This window comes from Labrys wisconsinensis (assembly GCF_030814995.1).
Lineage (GTDB): Bacteria > Pseudomonadota > Alphaproteobacteria > Rhizobiales > Labraceae > Labrys > Labrys wisconsinensis.
In genome coordinates this window covers 42,547-55,188 of record NZ_JAUSVX010000014.1, presented here as the reverse complement: position 1 = coordinate 55,188, position 12,642 = coordinate 42,547, and the positions used below count along the sequence as shown (strand labels likewise).

Genomic DNA, 12,642 nt, shown 5'->3' with positions numbered 1-12,642 from the left:
TGACACCGCGGCGCCGGACGGATCGAGCCGTGGGCTTAGAGCATTTTGGCGCCGGGGGGAAGGACGTTCTTGCCCCAGGCCCGTCGCGGCGGCGGGGCGCCGCGCCCGGCCTCCGCCATCAGGAAGTCGCGGAACGCCGCGAGCTTGGGCACGTCCAGCCCGCCGGGCCGGTAGACGAGATAATAGCCGCAGCTCTCGATGGCGAGGTCGGCGACCTCGACCAGCGCGCCGGCCTCGAACTCCTTGGCGACGACCCCAGGCGCCACCAGCGCAACGCCCTGGCCGCTCTGCGCCGCCTCGACCAGGACGTGCTCGTCGTCGAACACCGGCCCCTGCTCGGACAGGTGCGGGTCGAGCCCGGCGACGCGCAGCCAGTCCGCCCATTCCTCGCGGGTCTCGTTGTGCAGGAGCGTCGCCCCGGCGATGGCGGTGCGCGCATCCGGCCCGAGCCGGGCCGCCACGGCGGGCGCGGCGGCCGGCACCAGGTCCATCGGCACGAGCAGCTCGGCCTCGACGCCGGGCCAGTAGCCCCGGCCGCTGCGGATGGCGAGATCGAGCCCCTCCGCCGCCAGATCCAGCACCGCCTGGGTGTGGCGCACCGACACGTCGATGTCGGGATGGCGCCCGGCGAAGCGGGCCAGCCGCGGTGCCAGCCAGCGCGCCCCGAAGAACGGGCTGGTGGTGATGCCGAGCATCGCCCTGGCGCGGCCGAGCTCGGCCACGGCCCGCTCCAGCGTCGAGAACGCCGAGGCCGCCGCCGGCAGCAGCAGCCGTCCGGCCGCCGTCAGCTCCAGGCGCCGCGTCGAGCGCCGGAACAGGGGCTGGCCGAGCTGCTGCTCCAGCGCGCGGATCTGATGGCTGACCGCCGCCTGGGTGACGTTGAGCTCGGCCGCCGCGCGGGTGAAGCTCAGGAGGCGGCCGGCCGCCTCGAACACGCGCAGGGCCGGTAGGGAGGGAAGGCGCTCGCCCATGGCCACACCACCTCATTCATGAGCGAAACTTTTTAATACGGCCGCGCCGGGAAGAAAAGCTCGTTTGTCAGAATGGCATCGATCCTGTTGAATCAGCATGGAAAAGGCGGGACGGACGCTGGAGCGCCCGGCTTTGCCATATGCGGAGATTCCTCATGCTCACGGATCCGATGGCCGCCGGCCTGAGCCGGGGCATCACCCTGCGCATCCGTCTGCTGCGGCCGGAGGAACCGGTCGCAGACCAGTCGCCCGCGCCACCGCGCCGACCCTGGCGGCGCCTCGGGCTCGGCCTCGCCGGGCTCGGGCTCAACCTCGCCGGGCTCGGGCTCAGCCTCACCGGGCTCGGACGACGCATGGCGGCGCTGGGCGAGCGGCTGGCGGCGGAGCCCCCCTCCTCCGCCCGGTCGTGCTGAGCGCGGGCGACCTGCGTCGGCGAGCCCGGGACATCGCTGCACCGTCCCCGGCTATTCCGGCTCGGTGCCGAGGGCGTTGCGCCGGAGCTCGTCCACCAGCACGGCGATGTTGTCGGCATAGTCGACCAGCACCTCGACCAGGTGCACGCCGCCGCCGCGGAAAGCGGCGTCGAGGGTCGGCAGCAGCGCGTCGGCGGCCGCGACGCGGGAGGCCTTGGCGCCGTAGCTCTCGGCATAGCGCACGAAATCGGGATTGCCGAAGGTCATGCCGAAATCCGGGAAGCCGTCGACCGCCTGCTTCCAGCGGATCATGCCGTAGGCGTCGTCCTTCAGGATCAGCACCACGAGGTCGAGGCCGAGGCGCACCGCGGTCTCCATCTCCTGGGAGTTCATCATGAAGCCGCCGTCGCCGCACACCGCCAGCACCCGCCGGCCGGGGTTGAGCATGGCCGCCATCATCGCCGAGGGCAGGCCGGCGCCCATGGTGGCGAGGGCATTGTCGAGCAGCAGCGTGTTGGCGACGTGGGTGCGGTAATGCCGGGCGAACCAGATCTTGTACATGCCGTTGTCGAGGCAGACGATGCCCTCGTCCGGCATCACGGCGCGCACGTCGTGGACGATGCGCTGCGGCGTCATCGGGAAGCGCCCGTCATGGGCGCGGTCGTTGAGGTGGTCGAGGATGTCGCGCCGGAGCGCCAGCAGCTCGGGGCTGGGCTCGAGCTTGCCGGCCAGCCGGTCGGCGAGCGCCGTGACCGTCGCGCCGATATCGCCGATCACCTCGGCGTCGGGATGGAACACCTCCTCCACGTCGGCGGAGAGATAGCCGATATGGATCACCTTCGGGCCGCCCTCGGCCTTCATCAGGAAGGGCGGCTTCTCCACCGTGTCATGGCCGACCGAGATGATGAGGTCGGCCCGGTCGATGGCCCGGTGCACATAGTCGCGCTCCGACAGCGCCGCGGTGCCGACATAGAGCTCGGAGCCGCCGGTGACCGCGCCCTTGCCCATCTGGGTGTTGAAGAAGGGCAGGTTGGCCCGGAGGATGAAATCCGACAGCGCCTCCACCAGGCGCGGCCGGTTGCCGGCGGCACCGATCATGATCAGCGGGCGCTCGGCCGCCAGGATCATGGCCGCAGCCCGCTCGAGGGCGGCTTCGGCCGCGACGGGCCGCTCCAGCGGATGCGGCGGCACCGGCCGCGCCGGCGGCGCCTCGGCCCCGGCCACGTCCTCGGGCAGCTCCAGATGCACCGGCCCCGGCCGCTCGTCCATGGCGACGCGGAAGGCGTCGCGCACCGTGGTGGGGATGGCGCCGGGGCTGACGATCTGGCGGGTCAGCTTGGTGAGCGGGCGCATCGAGGCCACCACGTCGACGACCTGGAAGCGGGCCTGGCGCCGGCTCATGATCGGCTTCTGGCCGGTGATCATGATCATCGGCATGGCGCCGAGATGGGCGTAGGCGGCGCCGGTGGTGAAGTTGAGCGCGCCCGGCCCGAGCGTCGAGATGCACACGCCCGGCCTTCCGGTGAGGCGACCGTGCGTGGCGGCCATGAAGGCGGCGGCCTGCTCGTGCCGGGTGATGATCAGGCGGATGCGCGATCGGCGCAGCGCTTCCACCACGTCGAGATTTTCCTCGCCGGGCACGCCGAAGATGCGGTCGACCCCCTCGTTCTCCAGAGCCGCCACCAGGAGGTCGGATCCCTTGGGCATGTCACGTCCTTTCGGCTGAACCGCGGCCGCGCCGCGGGCTAATCCTCGTCGTCGCGGCCCTGGGTGATCAGGCGGGCGCTGCGCTGGTTGCGGACATGGATCCACAGCCAGTTGAGCGCGACGCTGAGCCGGGTGCGCACGCCGATGAGGAAATAGATATGGGCGATGCCCCAGATCCACCATGCCAGGGCGCCGCGCAGCTTGATGCGGCCGAAATCGATCACCGCAAGCTTCTTGCCGATCTGGGCGAGGCTCCCGGCGTGGCGGTAGTGGAACGGCCCGGGCGGGGCGGCGCCGGCGAGACGGGCCCTGATCACGCCGGCGACATAGTGCCCCTCCTGCTTGGCGGCGGGCGCGATGCCGGGCACCGGCTTGCCCTCCGGCCCGGCGATCGCCACCGTGTCGCCGACGGCGAAGATCTCGGGATGGCCGGGCACGGCGAGGTCCGGCTCGACGATCAGCCGGCCGGCCCGGTCGGCCGGGACGCCGAGCCATTCGGCCGCGGGCGAGGCCCGCACGCCGGCCGCCCAGAGGATGGTCTTCGCTTCCAGGGTGCGGTCGCCATAGACCACGCCGTCGGCGCTGCAGGCGGAGACGGGCCGGCCGAGCTCGACCTCGACGCCGAGGCCCTCCAGCGAGCGCTGGGCATAGGCGGAGAGGTCCTCGGCATAGCCGGCCAGCACGCGCGGGCCGGCCTCGACCAGCACGACGCGGGCCTTGCGGGTATCGATGCGGCGAAAGTCGGACGGCAGCGTGTCGCGGGCGAGCTCGGCGATGGTGCCGGCGAGCTCCACCCCGGTCGGTCCGGCGCCGACGATGACGAAGGTCAGGAGCGCCGCCTGCCGCCGCGGGTCGGTCTCGCGCTCCGCCCGCTCGAAGGCGAGCAGGATGCGGCGGCGGATGGTGGTGGCGTCCTCCAGCGTCTTCAGGCCGGGGGCGAACGGCTCCCACTCGTCATGGCCGAAATAGGCGTGGCGGGCGCCGGTGGCCAGGATCAGCGTGTCGTATGGCAGGGTGGCGCCGTCGTCGAGCAGGACGCGGCGGGCCGCCGTGTCGATGCCGGTGACGGTCGCCAGCAGGGTGGTGACGTCGTCGCGCCGGGCGAGGACGTGGCGGGTCGGCCAGGCGATCTCGGAGGTCGCCAGCGAGGCGGTCGCGACCTGGTAGAGCAGCGGCTGGAACAGATGATGGTTGCGCCGGTCGACCAGCGTGATCGCGACCGGCGCGCCGGCCAGCCGGTGCACGGCCTCCAGCCCGCCGAAGCCGGCACCGACCACCACGATGCGGTGGCGGCCCGTGGTGGGATCAGCCGTGTCGCTCGCCATCGATCCCCGCCTCCGCCGCGGGGCATGCGTCGCCCCATCCCTTTTTGCGCGATCGGGAGCCGATCGCCAAGCCCCCGCGGGGCTGCGAGGGCCGGACGGCGTCCGGCTCAGCGGCAGGCCTTCCAGCGGCCGAGGTCCATGTGGAAATGGTTCTCGTGCATGCCGTCCGAGCCCGGGCCGAGCACCACCTGGAACACGTCGCAGGTGTCGGCATGGACCGCCTTGAGGAAGGCGCCGCCGGGGCCGCGGCTGTGGAAGTCGCGCTCGACGGTGATCTCCTTGCCGCTGGCGGTGACGAAGGCGGCGATGTCGATGGCGTTGGCGTGCGCGTGCTCGCTGAGGCGGGCACGCCGGCGGTGGTTCATGGTGCGGCAGTCATAGGAGGCGGCGACCTTGAGGGCGACGATGGGCTCGCCCAGCGTCTGCTTCGCCGCCGCCTGGACCTCGCCTTCCCATTTCACCAAGCCCTGCACCATCGGCGCATCGAGCGTGGCGGCCGGCTGCAGGGCGGTGCGCCCGTTCGGGCCGAGCGCCGTGACCTTGTAGGGGTTGGCGACGCTGCAGGCGCCCTTGGCGATCGGCGGCAGCGGCGCCATGCGCGCCAGGTTGGCGATCGCCATGCCGGCGCCGGGCAGGCCGCCGAGCATGGCGACCTTGGTTTCCGGCTGCGGCGGAGCGGCTTCGGGACGGATGGAGAGAGCGTCCTTGGCAGGCTGGCCGGCGGCCTGGTCGATGCCGCGGGGCCTCGGCAGCGGCAGCGGGATCACGGCAGCGCCGGCAAGGCCGGAGGCCGCGTCCGGCCCCAGCGAGGCGTAGGCGGCGGCGCCCGGCATCACCACCGGCCGCTCCGGCGGCACGGGGATGCCGGCGAGCATGATCGGCGGCAGGTCGTCGCGCGGCGAGGCGGCGGCGGGCGCCGCCTTCGGCGGCGCGAACGGGACGAGCGGCGCCTCGGTCACCGCGTCCCAACTCGCGGTGAAGGCGTCGTGCTCCGGGGTCGTGAAGGCCTTGAGCGGCGCGGCGGCGACCGCGTCCCAGCTCGTGGCGAAATAGTCGGGCAGAGACCGCGCATCGGTCGCAGCCGCGAGGCCCGTCGTCGCGAACAGCAGGCCCACGGCGATCGCAGCGCGCATGGACGTTTCCCCTCAGGCCGCTTTGCCGGCTCTTTGTGCGTCCATCATAGTGACGAAGCGGTCGAAGAGATAGTGGCTGTCGCGCGGCCCGGGCGAGGCCTCGGGATGGTGCTGCACGGAGAAGGCCGGGCGGTCCCTGAGGGCGAGGCCGCAATTGGAGCCGTCGAACAGCGAGACATGGGTCTCCACCGCCTCCGCCGGCAGGCTGGCGCGGTCCACGGCGAAGCCGTGGTTCATCGAGACGATCTCGACCTTGCCGGTGGTCAGGTCCTTCACCGGATGGTTGGCGCCGTGATGGCCCTGCTTCATCTTGGCGGTCGTCGCGCCGATGGCCAGCCCCAGCATCTGATGGCCGAGGCAGATGCCGAACACCGGCACCTTGCGGTCCAGGAGCTCGCGGATCACCGGCACGGCATACTCGCCGGTGGCGGCCGGGTCGCCCGGCCCGTTGGAGAGGAAGACGCCGTCGGGCTGCAGCGCCAGGATTGCCGCGGCCGAGGTGGTGGCCGGCACCACCGTCACGGCGCAGCCGGCATTGGCGAGCAGGCGCAGGATGTTGCGCTTGACCCCGTAGTCGATGGCGACCACCCGGCGCCCGGGCGCGCCCTGGCGGCCGTAGCCGGCCTGCCATTGCCATACGGTCTCGTCCCAGTCGAAGCGCTGGGCCGAGGTCACCGGCGGCACCAGGTCGAGGCCGGCCATGGACGGCAGCGCCTGCGCCCGGCGCTTCAGCGCCTCGACGTCGAACACCCCGTCGGGCGCATGGGCGATCACGGCGTTCGGCATGCCCTTGTCGCGGATCAGCGCGGTGAGCGCCCGCGTGTCGATGCCGGCGACGCCAGGAATGCCGCGGGCCTGCAGCCAGGCGTCGAAATGGCGGCTGGCGCGATAGTTCGCCGGATCGGTCACATCAGCATGCACGACCACGCCGCGCACGCCGCTCGAGGCGGCCATGTTGACCGTCTCGATATCCTCGTCGTTGACGCCGACATTGCCGATATGGGGGAAGGTGAAGGTGACGATCTGCCCGGCATAGGAGGGATCGGTGAGGATCTCCTCATAGCCCGTCATCGCCGTGTTGAAGCAGACTTCGCCGGCGGCCTCGGCCACCGCCCCGAAGCCCCGGCCCTCCAGCACGGTGCCGTCGGCCAGCACCAGGAGCGCCGTCGCCACCGGCTCGATCCAGGCCTCGGCCGGGGCGGCGGGGCTGGAGGCCTGGGTGGGGGCCGCGACTTGTGTGCCGGTCATTTTCGTCCTAAGTCCCCGTTGCGCGGGCGATGGCGTGCCGGAATGGGGCAGCCGTTGGGTGCGGCGCGGAAAGTAAGGGGGCGACGGCGGCGCGTCAACCCCGGATGCTTTCGCGAAAGACGTTATACATCAGACACTTGCCGGAAAGGGTGCGAATGCCGTGAGGCATGGCGGCGCCGTTCCGGCCCATCGAGGAAAAAGCACGATGTCCCTGCGGGAAACGCTGAGCGCGGCGGTCAAGGAGTCGATGAAGGCGGGCGACAAGGCGCGCCTGTCCGTCGTCCGCATGATCCAGGCCGGCCTGAAGGACCGGGATATCGAGGCGCGCGGCAACGGCAAGGACCCGATCCCGGACGCCGAGATCCTGGCCATGCTGCAGAAGATGATCAAGCAGACGCAGGAATCGCAGGATCTGGCCGACAAGGCCGGCCGCGCCGACCTCGTCGACCAGGCCAAGGCCGAGATCGTCGTGCTCTCCTCCTTCCTGCCCCGGCAGATGGACGAGGCCGAGACCAGGGCGGCGATCGCCGCGGTCGTCGCCGAGACCGGCGCGGCCGGGATCAAGGACATGGGCAAGGTCATCGGCGTCCTGAAGGAACGCTTCGCCGGCCAGATGGACTTCGGCAAGGCCGGTCCGCTGGTGAAGCAGGCGCTGGCGGGCTGAGCTGGGGATTGCGGGGATAACTGGATCAGCCGCCGCCACGCGTCGCCTTAAAGGCCACGACGGATGCACCATCCTCGACCGTCGCGGGTGGAGATGCACCCGTCATGAATCCGTGGCACCGCCCCCATATCGGTCTCGGGAGGGGAGGCCTGCCGGCCGTGACTTGTGAAGGCTTTCGGCTTGCCAAACCGCGCACCCGCAGCACATTAGGTCCATGAAGTTCCCGCCGTCCCTGCTCGACGAGATTCGCGCGCGGCTGCCGGTGTCGGCGGTGGTCGGGCGGCGGGTGAAGCTGCGCAAGCAGGGCCGGGAATGGCGCGGCCTGTCGCCCTTCCAGGCCGAGAAGACCCCGTCCTTCTACGTCAACGACCAGAAGGGCTTCTACCACTGCTTCTCCTCCGGCCAGCACGGCGACATCTTCCGCTTCCTGATGGAGACGGAGGGCCTGCCCTTCCCGGAGGCGGTGGAGCGGCTCGCCGGCGAGGCCGGGGTCGAGCTGCCCAAGGTCACCAGCGAGGACCTGCGCCGCGAGGAGGCGCGCGCCAGCCTGCACGAGGTGCTGGCGCTGGCGGCGAAGTTCTTCGAGGGCCGCCTGCATGCCCGCGAGGGCGCGGCGGCGCGCGGCTATCTCGCCGACCGCGGCCTGACCCCGGCGATCCAGGCCGAGTTCGGCCTCGGCTTCGCCCCGAACGAGAAGTTCGCGCTGCGCGACCACCTCGCCGGCAAGGGGGTCGGGCGCGACGCCATGATCGAGGCCGGCCTCCTGATCCACGGCGAGGACATCCAGGTTCCCTATGACCGCTTCCGCGAGCGGGTCATGTTCCCGATCCACGACGCCCGCGGCCGGGTCATCGCCTTCGGCGGCCGGGCCATGGCCCGTGACGCCCAGGCCAAGTACCTCAACTCGCCGGAGACGACGCTCTTCCACAAGGGGTCCTGCCTCTACAACCACCACCGCGCCCGCGAGGCGGCCCATCGGACCGGTTCGGTGATCGCGGTGGAAGGCTATGTCGACGTGATCATGATGAGCGTCGCCGGCTTCGCCCACACCGTCGCCCCGCTCGGCACGGCGCTGACCGAGGACCAGCTCGGCCTGCTCTGGCGGATGAGCGAGGAGCCGACCCTGTGCTTCGACGGCGACAAGGCCGGCCGGCGCGCCGCCTACCGGGCGCTCGACGTGGCGCTGCCGCATGTCGGCGTCGGCAAGGCCCTCACCGTCGCCCTGCTGCCGGAGGGCCAGGACCCGGACGAGCTGGTCCGCTCGGCCGGCGCCGGCGCGGTGGCGGACGTGCTGCGGGCGGCGCGGCCGCTCTCCGACATCCTGTGGATGCGCGAGACCGAAGGCGGCGACTTCGCCACGCCGGAGAAGCGCGCCGCGCTCGAGCGCCGGCTGATGGAGGCGGTGGCGCCGATCCAGGACGAGACGGTGCGCCGCCATTACCAGGCCGACATGCAGGCGCGGCTGCGCGCCTTCTTCGGGCCGCCGGCGCGCGCCTTCCCGGCCCGCGGCGGCGAGGCGAGGGGCAGGCCCCGCCCGCGTGACGGCCGTCCCGCCCCCGCCCCGCCGATCGCCAGCCTGGTCACCCCCGGCGTCCGCGACGGCGCGCTGGCGCGCGGCAGCCGGGCCGGCCTGCCCGGCCGCGAAGCGCTGATCCTGGCCGTGGTGGTCGGCCATCCCGCCCTGCTGGAGCGCCATTGCGAGGCGCTGGCCGAGGTCGAGTTCGACAATCCCGACGCCGACCGGCTGCGCCGTGCCCTGGTCGACTGCGCCGCCGAGGGCAGCCGCGACAGCGCCGCCCTGGTCGCCAGGCTGGAAGGGGCCGGCTTTTCCCGCCTGCTGCAGCGCCTGGCCGCCGACATGCACTGGTGGACGCGTCCGGACGCGGCGGAATCCGACGTCGAGCGCGGTTTCGCGCATGTCCTCACCTTGCATCGCGGCATGCGCACGCTACATAGGGAGCTGAAGCTCGCCACCGCTGCGCTCGAACGCGATTTCACCGACGAGAACTTTGCCCGCCTCTCCGACATCAAGGCCCAGATCGCCCTGATCGAGGGGACCGAGGCGACGATCGACGGGTTTGGCGCGTCCTCGGGCCGCAGCGCCCGATGAGCGGCCGGCGAGAGGGTTTTAGGGTTAAGAGCGGTTTCATTTTTGGCCGCCTAGTGTATATGCACCACGCGGGCGGCTCCGGGGGACGGATGCTGCCCTTTTTGGCGTAGGCCCGGCCGGCGTTGAAAGAGTTGAGGAGAAACGGAATGGCGACCAAGCCCCCCGAGAAGGACGAGACGCCGGAAGGCGAAGAGCCCAGCAAGGACAGCCCGCTTCTCGACCTCTCGGACGCTGCCGTTCGCGCCATGATCAAGCGCGCCAAGAAGCGCGGCTACGTCACCCAGGAAGAGATCGCCAACGTCCTGCCCTCCGACAAGGTCGACCCCGACACCATCGAGGACGTGCTCGGCATGTTCTCGGAGATGGGCATCAACGTGGTCGAGACCGAGGAGGCCGACGACGAGGAGCGCGAGGAGCCGGCGCCGAGCGGCGAGGAGGAGGAGGCCGAGGGCGGCGACCTCGTCGAGGCCGCGCAGACCCGCGCCCCCACCCGCGCCGAGACCAGCGCCAAGGAGCCGGCCGACCGCACGGACGATCCCGTCCGCATGTACCTGCGCGAGATGGGCACGGTGGAGCTCTTGTCGCGCGAGGGCGAGATCGCCATCGCCAAGCGCATCGAGGCCGGCCGCGAGGCGATGATCGCAGGGCTGTGCGAGAGCCCCCTCACCTTCCAGGCGATCATCATCTGGCGCGACGAGCTCAACGAAGGCAAGATCCTGCTGCGCGACATCATCGACCTCGAGGCCACCTATGCCGGCCCCGACGGCAAGAACGCGCCCGCCGCCGCTGCGAGCGAGGACACCGGCGAAGCCATGCCCGACGACGCCCTGCCGCCGATGGAAGGCGAGATGGACGAGGACGACATGGAGAACAACGTGTCGCTCTCGGCCATGGAAGCCGAGCTCAAGCCGAAGGTGCTGGAGACCTTCGACAACATCGCCGACAACTACAAGAAGCTGCGCCGCCTGCAGGACGTCAATGTCGAGCAGCGCCTGCAGAACGCCCGCCTGAGCCCGGCCCAGGAGCGCAAGTACAAGACGCTGAAGGACCAGATCGTCGCCGACGTGAAGTCGCTGTCGCTGAACCAGGCCCGCATCGACGCGCTGGTCGAGCAGCTCTACGACATCAACAAGCGCCTGATCGGCTATGAAGGCCGGCTGATGCGCCTGGCCGAGAGCTATCGCGTCGAGCGCACCGACTTCCTGAAGACCTATCAGGGCTCCGAGCTCGACCCGAAATGGATCCTGCGGGTCTCCAAGCTCGGCTCGCGCGGCTGGAGGGAGTTCGTCGCCTCCGAGCTCGACACCATCAAGGCGATGCGCGAGGACATCCACAACCTCGCCACCGAGACGGGCCTCGAGATCACCGAGTTCCGCAAGATCGTGCACATGGTGCAGAAGGGCGAGCGCGAGGCCCGGCAGGCCAAGAAGGAGATGGTCGAGGCCAACCTGCGCCTCGTCATCTCCATCGCCAAGAAGTACACCAATCGCGGCCTGCAGTTCCTCGACCTGATCCAGGAAGGCAATATCGGCCTGATGAAGGCGGTGGACAAGTTCGAGTACCGCCGCGGCTACAAGTTCTCGACCTACGCCACCTGGTGGATCCGGCAGGCGATCACCCGCTCGATCGCCGACCAGGCCCGCACCATCCGCATCCCCGTGCACATGATCGAGACGATCAACAAGATCGTGCGCACCTCGCGCCAGATGCTGCACGAGATCGGCCGCGAGCCGACCCCGGAGGAGCTGGCGGAGAAGCTCGCCATGCCGCTGGAGAAGGTGCGCAAGGTGCTCAAGATCGCCAAGGAGCCGATCTCGCTCGAAACCCCGATCGGCGACGAGGAGGATTCGCATCTCGGCGACTTCATCGAGGACAAGAACGCGATCCTGCCGATCGACGCGGCGATCCAGAGCAACCTGCGCGAGACGACGACGCGGGTGCTGGCCTCGCTGACACCGCGCGAGGAGCGCGTGCTGCGCATGCGCTTCGGCATCGGCATGAACACCGACCACACGCTGGAGGAAGTCGGCCAGCAGTTCTCGGTGACGCGCGAGCGCATCCGCCAGATCGAGGCCAAGGCGCTGAGGAAGCTCAAGCATCCGAGCCGGTCGCGCAAGCTGCGCAGCTTCCTGGACAATTGAGATCCGCCGGCGGGCGGTTGAGAGGCGGGGCGCGAGCCCCGCCTTTTTTGTTTCAGCAGCGAGCGCTCAGCACCGGTTCAGGACCGAGCAGCCCCCCGGTCGCGGCTGCGACGGCCGGTCGGGGCGGACCACCGGCGGGCGCTCTCCGCCGCCCGGCGGACGATTCCAGCCCGGCGGGCGCCCTCCCGGCGGGCGACCCCAGTCCGGCGGACGGTTGCCCGGCGGCCGGTTCCAGCCCGGCGGACGACCTCCCGGCGGGCGGCCCCAATCCGGCGGACGGTTGCCCGGCGGCCGGTTCCAGCCCGGAGGACGGCCTCCTGGCGGCCGGTTCCAGTCCGGCGGGCGGTTGCCGGGCGGGCGATTCCAGCCCGGCGGGCGGTTCCAACCCGGCGGCGGCCGATGCCAGTTCGGCGGGCGGTTCCAACGGGGCGGACGGTTCCAATAGGGCGGCTGGACGTAGATCGGCGGCGCGACATAGACCGGCGGCTCGTCCTCGATGATCGGCGGCTCGGCATAGACGGGCGGCCGATACGAGGCGCCGCCGAGATAGGATTGCGACACCCAGCCGCTCAACCGGCCGACGGCGACCCGGCACCAGTTGCCGCCGCAGTTGCGCACGTCGACGCCGGTGCCGGCCGGCAGCGTGGCGATCCTGGCATAGGCCGTCCCCGGGCCGGCGCGCAGATTGACGTCGCCCGTGGTCACGGCCTCGGCGGCAGCGGCCGTCGCGAGCCCGGAAAACAGCAATCCGACTGCCAGCACCCCCGATCGAACCCAGCTCGATCTTGGCAATTCCATGAATGACGTCTCCTGTTCCGGCGTCGCCGTCAAAAGGCGGCAGCCCCCCGGCGCCGACGCAGCCTCTCCACATCGCACGGCGAACATGACTGGAACCTGAACCGGCGCGGGCAGGTTCCCCCGCGCACACGC

The 12,642-nt window shown here is 71.1% G+C and carries 10 protein-coding genes; 4 read left to right on the top strand and 6 right to left on the bottom strand.

Going from position 1 to position 12,642, the window contains the following annotated elements; all coding sequences use genetic code 11:
• Positions 1-35 precede the first annotated feature (35 nt).
• Positions 36-971 (bottom strand): LysR substrate-binding domain-containing protein, encoded by a 936-nt coding sequence (locus tag QO011_RS29670; protein WP_307280485.1) that lies wholly within the window; start codon positions 969-971, stop codon positions 36-38.
• Between the two features lie 155 nt (positions 972-1,126).
• Between QO011_RS29670 and QO011_RS29665 the strand changes: the two genes are divergently transcribed.
• On the top strand, positions 1,127-1,384 hold the full coding sequence (locus tag QO011_RS29665) for a hypothetical protein (RefSeq protein ID WP_307280482.1): 258 nt from the start codon (positions 1,127-1,129) through the stop codon (positions 1,382-1,384).
• A gap of 51 nt (positions 1,385-1,435) precedes the next feature.
• Here QO011_RS29665 and QO011_RS29660 read toward each other — a convergent pair whose 3' ends face one another.
• The 4 genes from QO011_RS29660 to carA all read right to left on the bottom strand — a co-directional run bounded on the left by QO011_RS29660 (position 1,436) and on the right by carA (position 6,797).
• Positions 1,436-3,091 (bottom strand): acetolactate synthase large subunit, encoded by a 1,656-nt coding sequence (locus QO011_RS29660; RefSeq protein WP_307280481.1) that lies wholly within the window; start codon positions 3,089-3,091, stop codon positions 1,436-1,438.
• Between the two features lie 38 nt (positions 3,092-3,129).
• On the bottom strand, positions 3,130-4,416 hold the full coding sequence (locus QO011_RS29655; RefSeq protein ID WP_307280478.1) for an NAD(P)/FAD-dependent oxidoreductase: 1,287 nt from the start codon (positions 4,414-4,416) through the stop codon (positions 3,130-3,132).
• Positions 4,417-4,523: 107 nt separating this feature from the next.
• Positions 4,524-5,549: an extensin-like domain-containing protein gene (locus QO011_RS29650; RefSeq protein WP_307280477.1), complete on the bottom strand. Its 1,026-nt coding sequence runs from the start codon at positions 5,547-5,549 to the stop codon at positions 4,524-4,526.
• A 12-nt stretch (positions 5,550-5,561) separates the two neighbouring features.
• Positions 5,562-6,797, bottom strand: coding sequence for a glutamine-hydrolyzing carbamoyl-phosphate synthase small subunit (gene carA / locus QO011_RS29645; RefSeq protein ID WP_307280474.1), 1,236 nt, complete (start codon positions 6,795-6,797; stop codon positions 5,562-5,564).
• A gap of 205 nt (positions 6,798-7,002) precedes the next feature.
• Here carA and QO011_RS29640 point away from each other — a divergent pair, with 205 nt between their 5' ends.
• The 3 genes from QO011_RS29640 to rpoD all read left to right on the top strand — a co-directional run bounded on the left by QO011_RS29640 (position 7,003) and on the right by rpoD (position 11,712).
• Positions 7,003-7,461 (top strand): GatB/YqeY domain-containing protein, encoded by a 459-nt coding sequence (locus tag QO011_RS29640; RefSeq protein WP_307280467.1) that lies wholly within the window; start codon positions 7,003-7,005, stop codon positions 7,459-7,461.
• A 214-nt stretch (positions 7,462-7,675) separates the two neighbouring features.
• Complete coding sequence (gene dnaG / locus QO011_RS29635) at positions 7,676-9,571, top strand: DNA primase (protein ID WP_307280465.1); 1,896 nt, start codon at positions 7,676-7,678, stop codon at positions 9,569-9,571.
• 146 nt (positions 9,572-9,717) lie between these two features.
• Positions 9,718-11,712, top strand: a complete 1,995-nt coding sequence (gene rpoD / locus QO011_RS29630; RefSeq protein ID WP_307280462.1) for an RNA polymerase sigma factor RpoD — start codon at positions 9,718-9,720, stop codon at positions 11,710-11,712.
• A gap of 66 nt (positions 11,713-11,778) precedes the next feature.
• Here rpoD and QO011_RS29625 read toward each other — a convergent pair whose 3' ends face one another.
• Positions 11,779-12,510: an SH3 domain-containing protein gene (locus tag QO011_RS29625; protein ID WP_307280459.1), complete on the bottom strand. Its 732-nt coding sequence runs from the start codon at positions 12,508-12,510 to the stop codon at positions 11,779-11,781.
• Positions 12,511-12,642 lie beyond the last annotated feature (132 nt).